The sequence below is a fragment of the Woeseia oceani genome, assembly GCF_001677435.1.
Classification (GTDB): Bacteria; Pseudomonadota; Gammaproteobacteria; order Steroidobacterales; family Woeseiaceae; genus Woeseia; species Woeseia oceani.
In genome coordinates this window covers 2,503,416-2,518,376 of record NZ_CP016268.1, presented here as the reverse complement: position 1 = coordinate 2,518,376, position 14,961 = coordinate 2,503,416, and the positions used below count along the sequence as shown (strand labels likewise).

Genomic DNA, 14,961 nt, shown 5'->3' with positions numbered 1-14,961 from the left:
GAACGGAACTCGCAATGCTACTTTGCCGGTCAGATAACCATGAACCGCATCGAGTTTCTTACTACAGGCAAAGTATTTTAGGGCCTTGATAAAGTGGTGCATGAAAAATGGTGTAGCTAATCGATTCCATCGATAGCAGGACTGAATCGCCCCGAGTTCTCCGGAGACTTTTCGTTTTGACTCATGCAGCCATTGCCTGAGCCTGTTCCTGATAATACATCGCCTCGTATTCAGCTGGCGGTAAATCACCAATCGGTTCAAGCAGACGGCGGTTATGGAACCAATCTCCCATTCGGGTGTTGCGTACCCGACCGCATCGACGTGACGCCACGGGCCTCGCTTTCTGATCGCTTCGGCTTTGTACAGACCATTGATCGTTTCGGCCAAAGTGTTGTCGTAGCTGTCGCCCATGCTGCCGACGGATGCGGTGATGCCTGCTTCAGCCGGGCGTTCGCTGTAACGGATTGAAAGATATTACGTACCGCGATCGCTGTGGTGAATGAGATCGTCTGACTTACCGCGAGCATGAATCGCCTGTGCCAGTGCAACCAGTGCCGGATCGGTTCTGAGTGACGTTGAGACGCACCAGCCGACGATGCACCGGGAGAACACGTCAACGATAAAGGCAACAAACATAAAGCCTCGCCAGGTCGCAAAGAAAGTAATATCGGCAACCCAAAGCTGATCAGGCCGCGTAGCGACAAACTGGCGCTCAAGGAAATCCACAGGTCGTGACGCGCCGTTGTCCGGAATCGTCGTTTTGATCGCCTTGCCACGACGTGCACCGCGTAGTTCTAAGTCTTTCATGAGCCGTTCCACGGTGCACCGAGGCGCTGCCGTTGACTCCCGCTTCAGCTGCTTCCAAACTTTGCGAGCGCCGTACACCTGGAAGTTCTCGTGCCACACACGCGTGATCTCTGGCTTCAGCGCCTCGCCCTGATGATGGCGTGCCGGACGGCGAGACGGATCACGTTGCCGCGCTTCTGTTCGTAGTACGTCGACGGGGCAATCGGCAATACCGTGCAGATCGGCTAGACCCAAAAACGATCTTTATGACCGTCAATATACGTCACCATCACTTCAGTCGGCGGTCGAGCTCCGCCTGGGCAAAAAACGCTGATGCCGTCTTCAAGATCTCATTGGCTCGCTTGAGCTCCCGGTTCTCGCGCTTGAGCGCCTTGAGCTCTTCAAGCTCGGAGCTTGTTCGACCGGGACGACAACCGTCGTCAATCTCAGCTCGCTGTGCCCACTTGCGTAACGTCTCCGGCGTACAACCGATCTTCCCGGCAACCGACGTCAATGCCGCCCACCGTGACGCATAGGACGGTTCTTGTTCGCGAAGCATGCGAACCGCTCGTTCCCGGACTTCCGGGGAATATCTATCTGTTTGCTTTGGTCATCGGAGTATCCTCTCAACGTAAAAGGTCTCCGGTATTCCCGGGGCGGTTCAGTAAGCTCTTTGACTGAAGCCCCGGTATCCGTGCCTAGAGCTAGGCTGGTAAGGATAGTAGTCCGTCCCAGTTTGAAAGAGCATTAATCCTGGCCCGGATGTCTCACCAATCGACGCTTTCTCGCATGCCCCTATTAAAGCAGGCGGTCCAATTGCCGGAAGAGACCTCAGAAAGCAGCGTCGATGCCGACCAATATATAGTGCTCCTTGCTCAGGTGACCGGTGTAGTAGATGCCACTCTGGGGTTCATCGTTCAGAATATCGAAGTTTGCTTCAATCGTGCCCTTGACGTTTCGCATGAAGTAATAGGATACGCCGAACGTCAGTGTGTCCATTGCGATGCCTTCGTAAACGGTGTCCGTATTCTCAAAGTCGTTCGCGTTGGCGTGGTTGTAAAGTGCCGAAAATACCCACTTGTCGCTGTGAATATAGTCTATGCCGGCGAATCCGCCGCTCCATGTATAGTCGATCGCCGGATCAAGGAAACCGTCCCAGCTGTTCCACAGATACTGGCCGAACCAGTACCATTTGCTGCCGAAATCCCCCGAGACGTCCACCCCGACGATTCGCTTGTCCGTGCGGCGTTGGCCCGAATCCAGCCCGGCCGGACCAATTGCATTCATCTGGCGTCCTGACAATCCGAAAAGGCCTATCGAGGCAGGCCCCAACGTCGCACCGATGCGGCCGAACGCGCTTTTCTGAGTATCGTTATCGAAAAGTCTGTCGGCGCGCCGGTAGCCGGGACTGTTGATGCTGAAATTCTGTTCAATTCCGTTTCCGTTCACAAAGCCGACCGAGATATCCAGCGGTCCGGCTTCGCGACCGAGAATGATGCCCCGGTCGTAGGTAATACCTGCCATGCGGTACGCCATATAATCTTGGAACGTCAGCCGAATCTCTCTCGGGAACATCAGATCGGAGACCTGGAATTGACCCAACTGGAGGCCGACCCCGGTGCCGAACAGGTCATCGTGGCTGAACCACGCATCCTCAACAATGACCTCCCCATTACCGCCTTTCTCGGCAAAAATGGCATAAACGTAATAACTGATATGCTCGGTCAGTGGCGCGCTCGACAGCAGTTTGACCAGGTAGGGCGCCTGGAAGTCTACGCTCGCATCCCCCTCAACCTCGCCGCTGATCGGGTTAATTGACTCACCGTCACGTCCCTGGATGAAGGCCTGCAGGCGGATGGCGAGCGGCAGGGAATCACTCAAGGCGAGTTGCTCGTCACCCGTCTGGACCGTGTGCTCCTTCCAGTTGGGGAGGCGCATATTCATGTCGCCGGCAAACGTTTCGCCGAACGCGTTCAGGCGCGGATACGCAGCGTGACAGACATTACAACTTACACCGTATTCGCGTGCGAAGGCCGGCATGGCAGCGGCGGGTTCAAAAAAGAAAAGAGGTGTTACAGCGACTGTGAGAACTACAGTCGTACCGGCCAGTAAACGCAACATAACCCGACTCCGCCTTGATACAACGCAGTCTTGATTTGGCACCCTGCGCCGGGAAATAACCATAGGGGAAATCACTTACAATCAGGTGAGTGGAGTTACCGAATAAGTGATTTGCGGGATATATTAAGTAGAAGTGGTCCCGGAATTTCGGACACGTAAAGGCTGTTCTATAAGTGGAGCTCCGGGGTATCAGGCTGCCTGTCGCTCGGGCAGCGATTCGTAGTATTGGTAATCTGGTGGTACGCGTCCAATGGACTTGTGCGGTCGGCGTCGATTGCAAAAGTTGATGTACTTCGCGAGTCGCATTCTGGCTTCCGAGACGCTGCCGTAGGCTCTCAGGTACACCTCCTCAGCGCCAGCGTGTCCGGTCGCACCGGCCGTGGCTGGTAGTACACCGAGGATCGTGAGATAGCCAAGAGTAGCGCCTGGCGCTTGACCGGCAGATCGTGCTGCCGATCGACCATCGTTTTGCGCTCGGGTCGCTGATGCGACCGAGTGCTCCGGACAAAAAATCAATCTCCAGTGCCTGCTGGCCAATCTTGGCGTGCAAGGCATTGAGCTCTTCTTCCGACAGTTCCTTGCCGCGGTCTACAGCAGAAGCAAATACGTCCTCTGCGCTTGCCAACAGCGGTTTCTTCCATTGTGTGATTTGATTCGGATGCACATCGAAGCGCTGTGCCAGCTGCGCCAATGTCTGCTCGCCCTTCAAGGCCTCCAGCGCTACTTTCGACTTGAACTTGGCGGTGTGATTTCGACGCGGTCGTCGCATGATTTTCTCCTTCTCTGACTGGCCATCATCATGGCCGTTCATTAAGGAGCTTTCCACTTATAGCCGTGTCCTAAAGATTGGGACCACTTCAGATCGACAGACGCTGATGTGGCATAGATCAGATTCGATCACCACGCACTATTCAGCCCCGGATATTGCGCAACTGATCGAGGCCGCAGAGTCAATTTGTGATTCTCGGACAGGAAATGTGCTGCGGGTAGTTCCGGCAAAACTCCGGCAAAATGTCCGGTAAAAAGCACGGTGCGGGTAGGGCTTCATAAGTAGTTGATTTTATGAGGTAAATGGTCGGGGTGAGAGGATTCGAACCTCCGGCCCCTGCCTCCCGAAGGCAGTGCTCTACCAGGCTGAGCTACACCCCGATGGTGGGTCAGGTACGCCGGCGGACGGAAAAGTCTGCGATAGCGATGAGAGCCTCTTTCCAGTCCGATGCGGGAATATCGGACAAAGCGGCAATGGCCAGATCAGCGGCCTCCTGAGCGCGCGCGGAAGTGTACTTTAGCGCTCCGGTCGATTCAATAACTGCCTGTATATCGCTAAGGCGTTCTATTCCGCCTTCCTCGATTGCTGTACGAATCATGTCGCACTCAGACTTGCTGCCTTTTTGCATCGCGTAGATCAGAGGCAAGGTCGCTTTGCCTTCCGCCAGGTCATCGCCGAGGTTTTTGCCCAGTTCTTCCGGCGTTGAGTCGTAGTCCAGGGCGTCGTCGACCAACTGGAATGCGGTACCGAGATTCTGTCCGTAGGCAATCATGGCTTTTTCGTCCGCCGGATCTCGGTTCGCGAGCAGGGCGGCTATCTGGGCGCCGGCTTCGAACAGGCGAGCCGTTTTCCGGTAGATGACCTGCCGGTAATCATCTTCCGTAACGTCCGCCTCGTGAACGTTCATCAGCTGCATGACTTCGCCAGCGGCGATGGTATTTGTGGCATCCGCCATGATCTGCATGACCCGCATCTGGCCGACATCGACCATCATCTGGAATGCCCGCGAATAGAGGAAATCGCCGACCAGCACACTGGCCTGGTTACCGAATACCGTGTTCGCTGTATCCCGGCCGCGCCGCCGTGCGGAGGAGTCCACGACATCGTCGTGGAGCAGGGTGGCTGTGTGTATGAACTCGATAATGGCGGCGGCGTGGATGTGTCGGTCTCCGCCGTAGCCGAGCGCTCGCGCAGCCAGCAACACGATCAGCGGGCGCAAGCGCTTGCCGCCGCTCGTGACAATGTATTCAGAAACCTGGGAAACGAGGGCGACATCACTCTCCAGGCTTATGCGGATGAGTGCGTCGACGGCGCCCATATCGGCTTTCGCCAAGGCGTTGACGTCCTGAAGGCTCATAGAAATGGCCGTATTTTCGGCGGCTTGCATCATTTTGCGATAATGCCTGAAATGCGCCCGAGGTGCGACCCGGCAGGGCAAAATTCGCTTGATTTCATGACCTTGCAAGCTATTGAATTAATGCTAGATTTTCTTTGGCCTGACGTTGACCCGCAGGCATCAAATCTATAGAATTCCCGCTCTTTTGTAGCGGCAGGCCATTTTCTGGCAGCTTTGTACTGGCCGCTGACTCAGGATTACGGGAATTTGAGCGGATCGCCTGTCAGGCGGACTGCAGACTGGAGTAGGTAACGATGTACGCGGTTTTTCGCACAGGCGGCAAGCAATACCGGGCAACCGCAGGCGATCGCCTGCGGGTCGAGAGGCTCGATGCAGAAGAAGGGTCGGATATTACGTTCGACGAGGTGTTGCTGGTCGGTGAAGGTGCCAATATTAAAGTTGGCACGCCATTGCTGGACGGCGAGACTGTCAGCGCGAAAGTGCTGCAGCAGGGCAAGAGCCGCAAAGTAAACGTCGTCAAGTTCCGACGTCGTCAGAACTACCTGCGGCAGGGTACCCATCGCCAGTTCTTCACCGAAGTCGAAATTACGGCGATCGGTGGCGCAGCGGCGAAGCCGAAAGCGGCTGCTGCGAAGCCCGCGGCTGAGAAACCAGCCGCCAAGAAAGCCGCTGCCAAAAAACCGGCGGCCAAAAAGGCGGACGCTGACAAGCCGGCGGCTAAGAAGACCGCCAAGAAAAAGGTAGCCAAGAAAAAGGTTGCCAAGAAGACCAGCAGCTAAGGTCTTATTACCCTTTTTATTATCAGAGTCTGGCGAAAGTCGGACGCAGTGAGACAGGAGCAGTATTATGGCTCATAAGAAAGCAGGCGGCAGTACCAGAAACGGTCGCGATTCGGAATCCAAACGCCTGGGCGTCAAGATTTTTGGTGGTCAGCAGGTTATTCCCGGCAACATTATTGTTCGTCAGCGCGGCACGCGTTTTCATGCCGGCCTGAATGTGGGCATTGGTCGTGACCATACCTTGTTCGCTAAAGCGGAAGGTCAGGTCAAGTTCGAGAAGAAAGGCCCGCACAGCCGCCAGTTCGTGAGTGTCGTTTCCAGCTAGTCTGAAAATGCGTCTGGCTGTATAAAGACCCCGCGGCTTGCGGGGTTTTTTGTATCTGGGCGGCCGATCACGGCCAAGAAGGCCGGCCCAACAGGGCGAGTCAGGGTAAATCAGGACTGCAGCATGAAATTCGTCGATGAAACGACCATACGCGTTATAGCCGGCAACGGTGGCCACGGCTGCCTGTCGTTCAGGCGCGAAAAATACGTGGAACGTGGCGGCCCCGATGGTGGCGATGGCGGTCACGGTGGCGACGTTTGGTTGGTGGCTGACAACAGCAGCAATACGCTCGCGGATTTCCGCGTGGCGCGGAAATTTCGCGCCGAGAACGGCCAACCCGGAGCCGGGCGCAACAAAACCGGACGATCGGGTGAGGATCTCGAGGTGCGGGTGCCGTGCGGCACGATTGTCTACGACGTGGATACGGGCGAGTTGATCGGGGACCTGACCCGGCCTGGTCAGCGGCTCAAGGTGGCCAATGCCGGCCGCGGCGGACTGGGAAACACGCGCTTCAAGAGCAGCGTCAACAGGGCCCCGCGCAAGATCACCAACGGTTCACCAGGCGAATCCAGGCACTTGCAGCTCGAACTCAAGTTGCTGGCTGACGTCGGTCTCGTTGGCATGCCGAATGCCGGTAAATCAACACTGATTTCGGCGATGTCGTCGGCGCGGCCTAAGGTTGCGGACTATCCGTTTACGACCCTGCACCCGAACCTGGGTGTGGTTTCGGTCGGTCGGTTGCAGAGCTTCGTCATGGCCGACGTGCCGGGCCTGATCGAGGGCGCTGCCGAAGGTGCCGGGCTCGGTATACAGTTCCTGAAGCACTTGCAGCGCACCCGCTTGTTATTGCACCTCGTTGATATTTCGCCCCCGGACCCGGATGACAATCCGGCCAGTAGTTTTGCCGCGATCGAACGCGAACTGGCAAAATTTGCCGACGATCTGGTGGATAAGCCCCGCTGGCTGATCATCAACAAGGTGGACTTGCTGGCTGACGACCAGTTGCCGGCAGTCAGGGACGCGTTCCTGCAGGAGAGCGGCTGGACTGGCCCGGTCTTCGAGGTCAGTGCCGCGAGTGGTAAGGGTACTGAAGCATTGGCACAGGCCATCATGCGGCATCTGGAAGAGGTGGCAGCGGCAGAGGCGGAAGCTGCGGCCGAAGAGGCCGCTGCACAGGACTGAACGTCGGCTGGTTCATTCGCGACAAAAAAAAGGGCCTTCCGGCCCTTTTTTCATGCACTGTACCGGCAGGTTGGTGACCTAACTGGCAAGTGCCTTGATCTGCTTGTTCAGGCGACTCTTGTGACGCGCCGCTTTGTTCTTGGTCACGATGCCTTTGTTAATCATGCTGTCGATGACGGGAACGGCTGCTTTGAAGGCTGCGTCGGCGGCGGCTTTATCGCCTTTCTCGACGGCTTTCAATACGTTCTTGATCTGGGTGCGCATTTTTGAACGCATGCCCATGTTGTGCAGGCGAGACTTCTCGGCCTGGCGGGCACGTTTTTGCGCTGACTTGATATTTGCCACTGACTAATTCCGTTTGGTTGGGAGCCGTACCCCAGGCAGCAGTGCTGTCGGGGCCCAAAGAGCCGCGTATTATTCGCGGCTCGCTGGCGAAAGTCAATGCCCGTCCTGCCTGCGCGACGACTGCGGCACTGTGGACCTAAATGCCTGATTCGCAGCTACTTTCGGGATAAACTAGCGCCACTTTCCAGCCCTGTGCAGAGCCTGAATGACGCAACAACAGCCCAACGACGACGATTCGGCGGCCGAGATCGCCCCAGCACCGTCGGGTCAGAGTGCGAGAGGCCTGCTGCGCTCCACCTCCGTCGTCAGCGGTATGACCCTGTTGTCGAGGGTTTTGGGCCTTGTCCGGGACGTGGTGTTCGCCCGCTATTTCGGTGCCACGATCGTTATGGACGCGTTCATCGTCGCGAACCGCATCCCCAACATGTTGCGCCGGTTCTTTGCGGAAGGCGCTTTTTCGCAAGGCTTCGTGCCTGTGATGGCGCGCTACAAGGAGCAGCATGAGCACGAAGAGGCTCGCGAGCTGATCGACGCGGTCGCCGGCACGCTGGGCTTGATTCTGTTTGCCATAACCTTACTCGGTGTCGTCGCGGCACCGTTACTGGTGCTGGTGGTTGCCCCCGGTTTTGTGGGTGAAAACGGTCGCTTTGACCTTGCCACCGCCATGTTGCGGTTTACCTTTCCCTACCTGCTGTTCGTGTCCCTGACCGCATTTGCCGGCGGGATTCTGAACACGTACGGGCGATTCGCCGCGTCCGCATTCACGCCGGTGATACTGAATGTTGTTTTGATCGCCTGCGCCCTGTGGCTTGCACCGCTGCTTGCCGAACCCGGTATGGCATTGGCCTACGGCGTATTCCTTGCCGGTATCGCACAATTGCTCTTTCAGATTCCATTTCTTGCCAAGCTGCATGCCGTCCCCCGACCGAGATGGCTGCCAACGCACAAGGGCGTCCGGCGCATTGGCAAACTTATGCTGCCAGCGATATTCGGTTCATCTATTGCTCAGGTTAACGTATTACTTGGCGGCGTCATCGCGTCGCTGCTCGGTGTCGGCAAGATCAGTTTGCTGTATTACTCGGATCGCCTGATGGAGTTTCCGCTGGGCTTGTTTGGTATTGCACTGGCGACAGTGACGCTGCCGCACCTGTCGCGCCAGCACGCGAGCCGGTCTGGCCAAGCGTTCGGCGAGACCATAGATTGGTCGATGAAGCTCGTCTGCCTGATTGCCATTCCAGCGGCGATCGGCCTGATCATGCTGGCTGAGCCGCTGGTAGCGACCATATTCTTCGGTGGAGAGTTTTCGCCTCACGACGTAGAGATGACCGCCATCAGCCTGCAGGCGTTTTCGGTCGGGCTCATCGGTTTCTCGCTGGTGAAAATACTCGCGCCCGCCTATTTCGCCAGAGAAGACACGAAGACCCCGGTTCGGGTAGGTCTGATCGCCTTGCTGGTCAATTTCATCCTCAGTGTCGGGCTCGCCTGGTGGCTGACGTCGATAGACTACGTGGCGACACACGCCGGGCTGGCTTTGGCGACGTCCATTGCGGCAGTGTTGAATGCGTACCTGTTGTACCGCGGTCTGCGCCGCGACGGCGTGCTGGTTCATGCACGGGGCTGGTTGCCATTGTTGTTGCGCTTCTCTCTTGCAAATGCGGTTATGGCGCTGTTGCTGCACGTACTGGCGCGGCCGCTCGAGTGGTGGTTGTCTGCTGATCTGGCATCGCGTGCTGGCTGGCTGGCTTTGACGATCGTGGTGGCTGCGCTGAGCTATTTCCTGTTGTTGCTGGTAGCAGGCCTGAGACCGGTTCATTTGCGGCTCGGTCGATGATGCTTATTCGCGGCGGAAGTTGCGCACTGCACTCGGCAGCGCATTACAATGCTCGCTGGCAGAACCACGCAACAGCGACGGATTAGACACTCCAATGTATTTGGTCAGCAATCCAACCAAAGAACTTTACCGCCGTGTTTCCTCGGGTAGCGTCGTGACGATCGGGGCCTACGATGGCCTGCATCTTGGCCATCAGAAATTGTTGTCGAGGGTTGTGGCCGAGGCTCGGGAGCGCGCGCTGCCAGCCGTAGTGATGAGTTTCGAACCAACTCCCAAGGAGTATTTTGCAGGCGATAATCCGCCAGCCAGACTGATGCGTTTTCGTGAGAAGTTCGAAGCGTTGGCCGAGGCAGGGATCGATATCTTCTATTGCCCGCGATTTAACCAGGCGATGTCGGCCATAACGGCTGATACCTTCGTTCGGCAATTGCTGATTCATGCACTGAACGTTCGCCACCTTGTTATTGGTGATGACTTTCGGTTTGCTGTGCGACGCGAAGGTAATATCGAACTGCTGAAACGGGCCGGTAAGGCGCTGGAATTCAGTGTCGAGCAGGTGGCAAGCATTACTGTCGGTGACGAGCGTGTCAGTAGTACCGCGATCCGCCAAGCTTTGATGACTGGTGACATGCGTAAGGCGCAGCGTTTGCTGGGCAGAGACTACCGAATGTCCGGTAAGGTCGTACGTGGTGAGAGCATGGGCCGCAAGCTCGGCTACCCGACGGCCAACGTCAACCTGAAACGCCGTTTGAGTCCGGTATTCGGCATATTTGCCGTACGTGTTTCCGGGCTGGGTAAACGGGTTCTGGATGGCGTTGCCAGCGTGGGAACCCGGCCAACATTTCAGGGTACGAAGCCGTTGCTGGAAGTTCACATTTTTGATTTTGACGAGGATATTTACGGTCGACGCATCCATGTCGATTTCGTTGCACGCCTGAGGAGCGAGGAGAAATTCGACGATGTACAGGAGCTGGTTGAACAGATGCACCGCGACAGCGCCGCAGCACGTGAGATACTTGCCGCATGAATGAACAACAAAAAGTTGCTACAGAACAAACCGATGCGGGCAACTCAGCGCGCCGCAAATTCATAATCTGGATGCTGCTTGCACTGGTCGTGGTGATCCTTGATCAGGTCAGCAAGTGGCTGATTCTTGAGCACGTGCCGCTGTACAGCAAGTCGGCGCTATTGTCGTTTGTCAACATTACCCACCAGCAAAACCCGGGTGCGGCTTTTAGCTTTCTGGCCGATGCCGGAGGCTGGCAGCGCTGGTTCTTTACGGTACTGGCCGCGGCTGTCAGTGTATTTATCGCAGCATGGTTGTGGCGTTTGCGTAAGGAGCGGCAAGCTGTCCTGGCTTGGGGGCTGGCATTGGTGCTGGGTGGCGCAATCGGAAATCTGATTGACAGGGTGCGGCTGGGTTACGTGGTCGACTTCATTCAAGTAATGATCGCGGGTTGGCCTTTTCCGTCTTTCAACGTGGCAGATTCGGCGATTACCGTCGGTGCGGTCTTGCTGATTGTCGATGCTTTCTTCTTCTCCGGGAGGCAACAACGGACTGAAGAAGAAGGTCCGGCAGAATAAAAAAAGCCGGTGGTTACTGGCCACCGGCTCCGTTTCCGGGTTTTGCGCTGTGCGGCGCTGTAATTAACGCGTTCGAGTCCAGCAATTGGGCTCCGGCGCTGACGTCTTGGCGCCGCGCCCGTCAATCGTAAACGAGCTGCAAACACCCGCTTCCGCGTCTGTATTCTGATAAGTGGCAGTCGCCGTGAAATTATTGGCGTCAGCATTCGGAATACAAACCGAGTAGGAACCCGAACTGGTCGTATGGCAGGCGCCAACGGGAAACCCTAGGTTGGCCAGGTTGTTTGTGTACGTGTTGTTTTGCAGGTAAAAGCGCTCCTGGTTGGTTGCAATCTGCAACAACGCCGAACGCGCTTCTGTACGTTTGGCTCGGGCCGCGTATTGCCGATAGTTCGGATACGCGATTGCCGTCAGGATGCCCAGGACGACTACCACGATCATCAACTCCATCAGCGTTACGCCGCGCATGAACTTATGCATAGTTTTCACTCTGTCTTACCTCGCGTCTGGACGCTAGTTGATGCCGTCCTGCGTCCATAGTGTACGTACCGGATTGTTCGCGAAGCCAGGATCGAAACATTCCACACCAACGCAACCTATCGGCGGCGGCGCACATTCCTGGCCTGTGCAATCTTCGTCTTCCGGGCTCGGGAACAGGAACATTGGTTTTGGAGCAATACCACCCTGTTCGAGTTCCGTCACACGCTCTTCGTCAATGGCATCGGGGTCGTTCGGATCCAGCGTGTCGAGGTTGACGACCGGATCACCGTTTCGAACCGAGACGCGGTACAGGCGGTTGACACTGAGGCCGGCCTGACACGGGTCAGCGGATGCGACCTGGGGCTCGAACGAGACGAAATAGACCGAATCATCAAAGGTCTGGGATTCAACCAGTACACGTTCGCCAGAGGGTAGCGTGTACTTCCAGCCGCGGTCACTCGAGCTGATCGTTACATTGGTTTGTCCGCGGGTTTCGACGAAGTCACTGTCGCGGGCAATAGGATAAAACTCGTATTGCAGCTGCGTCAGCGGCGTGAATACATCCGGGTCGCGGAATGAATAGAAGCGGTCTTCAGCCGAATTGTTTAGCGGATGTGCCCGATAACCACTGCCGACGCTGACCGATAGATAACGTCGGTTTTGCAGCTCGTCGAGGAACATGGAGACATCAGGGGCCGCATAGAACCTGCGGGTATCGGCCGCCGACGGGAACAACATGCCTTCGGCCCCCATCTGTGCAACCACACCGCCGGTCACCAGTGAGCCCGGCGCATTGCCGTTGGCAATGTCAAAGCGCCACAGCTGGCCGCCGATATCAACGGAGTACATGCGATCGGCGAAGCCGTCGCCGGATATATCCAGCACTCGTATGCGGCTGGGAATCGAGCGGGTCATACGGGTCAAGGTCAGGTCCGCACCGACATCAATACCGGCGCGCCACAGTTCCGCACCGGTATGCAGGTCGAGCATGAAGATGCCAGCACCTTCGTTGTCCGGTAGCAGCGGCATGGATGGTTGATCGTGAGTGGTGTCGTATCCGCCGCCAACAACGATGACAGCCTTGTCCGAATTGACACCAGCAACATCAACTTTCGCCACTACCGGAGGGGACCAGGTTTGTCCCATCTGCGGACGTGATTGTATCCACTTCACGCTCGGGTTGTTCTTGTCGGTTACGTCGAGCGCGTAGTAATTGTTGCCGCCACGACGCATACCGAAAATGATGTACACGAAGTCGGAGCCGACGTCGATCACGCCATTCTTGTTGCGGTCCATTATGACCGGAACGATGTCGCCATCAATGCCGTAGTGCTTGTAGTTGATGGCATTGTCGAAATACAACTCGCCAAGATCGGCAAGCAACTCGCTTGGAATGAACGACCACAGTTCGACACCGGTATTGGCATCGATCGCGTGCAGGTAGCCGTCATTGGTTGCGGTGAACACGACTACATCCATGTCGCTGCCGGAACTACCGTAAACAATAGACGCGGGTTGCGAGTGCAATGTATCGCCCATTGCGTTGCGTACCAGCGTAGCCGGATTGCTGTCTTCATCACGCACGTCGACGCCACGAGCCCACTGGATGATATCGTTTACGCTGGGGTCACCCGGCGTACCATCGAGACCAAAATCCTGCTGGGTGAAGCTCGCGGCATTGCTCGGCGAAATCGCATTGCTCGGGTCGATAAGGTTGTTGCCGTTCTTGTTCGTGAACAGACGTCGCGTCGACGGGTTCGGCAGCTTGCTGGAAGCGCCGCCCAGATTGACATTGGGGCCATCGGGCACGGCGCCGTCAGTCCAGTAGCTGTGCGAGCCATCGGCGAAATAGCCGGTTGTCTCATCAACAGCGGGAGCATTGTTCTTGTCCCGAATCTCGCCTTCGTAGATCCTGTATTTTTTCAGGTTACCGGGCCAGTGGGTCTTGTTCTTGGCGCGGAACACAGAAATATACAGATCATTCAGATGCTGCGTGCGGTTGAACGCGTTGACCGATACGGCAGGCGCTGTGAATGAGATGTCGCGGTCAAAGATATTGGTAACAATATCGGTCAGCGCTTCGGTCAATGAGCGAACGTCGCTGGCGAGGTAATACTCACCGCCGGAGTTCTCCGCGGTCTCCTTAAGGATCTCGAGATCGATGGAAAAACCGATGGTGTAGGTGGTCACGTTCTGGTCGCCCGGGAGACTGTAGTTGATGTCTTCCTTGGACAGGTATTCAGCGATGTCATCCAGACATGTACCGTTGGAATAGCCACCGGTACAAGTCGTTCTACCCATCGCCGACGGGTATCCCGGCAAATCGTCGACGCGGTAATAGGCGTCCACATCCTGCGTCGGTTCACCGTCAGTAAGCAACACATTGAAATTCTTGGCACAGGCGTAATTGGCCGGCTGATTGTAGCGGTAATTTACCAGCCCGCCGTCGAGCAGGCTGACGGACGTCGCGTCCGGATCTGTATTGGTTGATCCGTAATGCGGTTCCATGCCGCGCCAGTACAGTGCAGCTTCGTACATGGTTTCACTGAGCGGTGTCCAGTCAGATGCGGGTAGCGCGTCCACTCTGGCATTGATCTGGGCGCGGTTTGTATCCAAATCCTTCACGGCGTGAATAACAGAGCCACCCTGCGAAAAGTTGAACCGCATGAGTCCGACGTTGGCATTCTGCATCGAATTCAGGACGTTCTTGGTCACCGTTTTTACAATGTCAGTACGGCTCATCTCAACAACCGGCGAGTTGTTGTACCAGTTCATGTAGTTGCCGCTGAATGCGGTAATGACACGCTCGGTAGGCGAACTGCCCCAGGACACTTCACTGCCGGCACTGGCAGTGAACTCTTCCTGATTCGAGCCATTGCGTGCATAAGGTTTGGCCGGGTCACCGCCACCGTGGACGCCCGAGTCCCGTTCGCATTCCAGCAATTCATCGCTGTTGCCGGTCGGTCGCTGCCACTTCCAGGCGCCGCGTCGCTCCCGGTACATGGCCATCGTGTCGGTATACCGGCCTGATGTTGCCAGTGCGGCTGCACCGGTAGCACATACAAAATTCGCCGCGCTGACCCAGTTATCAGTGCCACAACCGGGAGGGTTGTCACCGGTAGTCCAATAGACTCGTGTCGGGTCACAACTGCCGGCATAGAGACTGGTGCTGATAAACGGTTCCTGAGTACGTTCGATCGTCGTCATACTTCCCGAACTATCGAGAATAAACAGGATATTGGGCTTGTCTGCGCCGCCGCTGTTCGGGTTCGACAGCAATAGCTCGACATCGTCTGCATACGCAGGGATGCCTGAAAGCAGGGTCAGCAGTAGTCCTGCACCAATCCACGCGGTGCGATTCCTGGACATATTCATGGGGCCGTTCCTCAGTAGTCAATCCGT

Annotated in this window: 12 protein-coding genes, 1 tRNA gene, 1 pseudogene and 1 other annotated feature; of the genes and pseudogenes, 6 read left to right on the top strand and 8 right to left on the bottom strand. The window is 56.5% G+C overall.

Annotation, left to right across the window (positions count from 1 at the left end):
* Positions 1–181 precede the first annotated feature (181 nt).
* The 5 genes and pseudogenes from BA177_RS11390 to ispB all read right to left on the bottom strand — a co-directional run bounded on the left by BA177_RS11390 (position 182) and on the right by ispB (position 5,033).
* A pseudogene (locus BA177_RS11390) lies at positions 182–1,345 on the bottom strand (IS3 family transposase).
* Positions 1,002–1,118, bottom strand: a sequence feature (AL1L pseudoknot). Its footprint overlaps the pseudogene before it by 117 nt.
* A gap of 272 nt (positions 1,346–1,617) precedes the next feature.
* A complete protein-coding gene (locus BA177_RS11380; protein ID WP_068616321.1) occupies positions 1,618–2,907 on the bottom strand; it encodes a hypothetical protein in 1,290 nt (429 codons plus the stop codon).
* Positions 2,908–3,256: 349 nt separating this feature from the next.
* Entirely contained in the window at positions 3,257–3,718 is a 462-nt protein-coding gene (locus BA177_RS18620; protein WP_068616320.1) for a transposase, read from the bottom strand.
* 261 nt (positions 3,719–3,979) lie between these two features.
* Positions 3,980–4,056, bottom strand: a tRNA-Pro gene (locus BA177_RS11370).
* 8 nt (positions 4,057–4,064) lie between these two features.
* Entirely contained in the window at positions 4,065–5,033 is a 969-nt protein-coding gene (ispB, locus tag BA177_RS11365) for an octaprenyl diphosphate synthase (RefSeq protein ID WP_068619261.1), read from the bottom strand.
* Positions 5,034–5,326: 293 nt separating this feature from the next.
* On the opposite strand from ispB, the gene rplU reads away from it, so the two are divergent.
* The 3 genes from rplU to cgtA all read left to right on the top strand — a co-directional run bounded on the left by rplU (position 5,327) and on the right by cgtA (position 7,319).
* Positions 5,327–5,812, top strand: a complete 486-nt coding sequence (gene rplU / locus BA177_RS19090; RefSeq protein WP_068616318.1) for a 50S ribosomal protein L21 — start codon at positions 5,327–5,329, stop codon at positions 5,810–5,812.
* Between the two features lie 67 nt (positions 5,813–5,879).
* Positions 5,880–6,137 carry a 50S ribosomal protein L27 gene (gene rpmA, locus BA177_RS11355; RefSeq protein ID WP_068616316.1) on the top strand — a complete coding sequence of 86 codons (258 nt, stop codon included), beginning with the start codon at positions 5,880–5,882 and terminating at the stop codon, positions 6,135–6,137.
* 123 nt (positions 6,138–6,260) lie between these two features.
* The gene (cgtA, locus tag BA177_RS11350; RefSeq protein WP_068616314.1) at positions 6,261–7,319 is read left to right on the top strand and encodes an Obg family GTPase CgtA; all 1,059 of its coding nucleotides are present in this window, start codon (positions 6,261–6,263) and stop codon (positions 7,317–7,319) included.
* A gap of 78 nt (positions 7,320–7,397) precedes the next feature.
* On the opposite strand, the gene rpsT is transcribed toward cgtA, so the two are convergent.
* Positions 7,398–7,664 (bottom strand): 30S ribosomal protein S20, encoded by a 267-nt coding sequence (gene rpsT, locus BA177_RS11345; protein ID WP_068616312.1) that lies wholly within the window; start codon positions 7,662–7,664, stop codon positions 7,398–7,400.
* A gap of 205 nt (positions 7,665–7,869) precedes the next feature.
* Between rpsT and murJ the strand changes: the two genes are divergently transcribed.
* From murJ to lspA, 3 genes are all read left to right on the top strand, one after another.
* Positions 7,870–9,495 carry a murein biosynthesis integral membrane protein MurJ gene (murJ, locus tag BA177_RS11340; RefSeq protein WP_082990059.1) on the top strand — a complete coding sequence of 542 codons (1,626 nt, stop codon included), beginning with the start codon at positions 7,870–7,872 and terminating at the stop codon, positions 9,493–9,495.
* Between the two features lie 94 nt (positions 9,496–9,589).
* On the top strand, positions 9,590–10,522 hold the full coding sequence (gene ribF, locus BA177_RS11335; RefSeq protein ID WP_068619259.1) for a bifunctional riboflavin kinase/FAD synthetase: 933 nt from the start codon (positions 9,590–9,592) through the stop codon (positions 10,520–10,522).
* Positions 10,519–11,079, top strand: coding sequence for a signal peptidase II (gene lspA / locus BA177_RS11330; protein ID WP_082990058.1), 561 nt, complete (start codon positions 10,519–10,521; stop codon positions 11,077–11,079). Before ribF ends, lspA begins: the two co-directional genes overlap by 4 nt.
* A 63-nt stretch (positions 11,080–11,142) precedes the next feature.
* On the opposite strand, the gene BA177_RS11325 is transcribed toward lspA, so the two are convergent.
* Positions 11,143–11,559, bottom strand: a complete 417-nt coding sequence (locus BA177_RS11325; protein WP_068616311.1) for a type IV pilin protein — start codon at positions 11,557–11,559, stop codon at positions 11,143–11,145.
* Positions 11,560–11,592: 33 nt separating this feature from the next.
* Positions 11,593–14,934, bottom strand: coding sequence for a pilus assembly protein (locus BA177_RS11320; protein ID WP_068616309.1), 3,342 nt, complete (start codon positions 14,932–14,934; stop codon positions 11,593–11,595).
* Positions 14,935–14,961: the final 27 nt, after the last annotated feature.

Bases quoted from the DNA above. Each gene is read 5' to 3' on its own strand.
- BA177_RS11380 (WP_068616321.1), bottom strand. From the start codon at position 2,907: ATGTTGCGTTTACTGGCCGGTACGACTGTAGTTCTCACAGTCGCTGTA.
- BA177_RS18620 (WP_068616320.1), bottom strand. From the start codon at position 3,718: ATGAACGGCCATGATGATGGCCAGTCAGAGAAGGAGAAAATCATGCGA.
- ispB (WP_068619261.1), bottom strand. From the start codon at position 5,033: ATGAGCCTTCAGGACGTCAACGCCTTGGCGAAAGCCGATATGGGCGCC.
- rplU (WP_068616318.1), top strand. From the start codon at position 5,327: ATGTACGCGGTTTTTCGCACAGGCGGCAAGCAATACCGGGCAACCGCA.
- rpmA (WP_068616316.1), top strand. From the start codon at position 5,880: ATGGCTCATAAGAAAGCAGGCGGCAGTACCAGAAACGGTCGCGATTCG.
- cgtA (WP_068616314.1), top strand. From the start codon at position 6,261: ATGAAATTCGTCGATGAAACGACCATACGCGTTATAGCCGGCAACGGT.
- murJ (WP_082990059.1), top strand. From the start codon at position 7,870: ATGACGCAACAACAGCCCAACGACGACGATTCGGCGGCCGAGATCGCC.
- ribF (WP_068619259.1), top strand. From the start codon at position 9,590: ATGTATTTGGTCAGCAATCCAACCAAAGAACTTTACCGCCGTGTTTCC.
- lspA (WP_082990058.1), top strand. From the start codon at position 10,519: ATGAATGAACAACAAAAAGTTGCTACAGAACAAACCGATGCGGGCAAC.
- BA177_RS11325 (WP_068616311.1), bottom strand. From the start codon at position 11,559: ATGCATAAGTTCATGCGCGGCGTAACGCTGATGGAGTTGATGATCGTG.
- BA177_RS11320 (WP_068616309.1), bottom strand. From the start codon at position 14,934: ATGAATATGTCCAGGAATCGCACCGCGTGGATTGGTGCAGGACTACTG.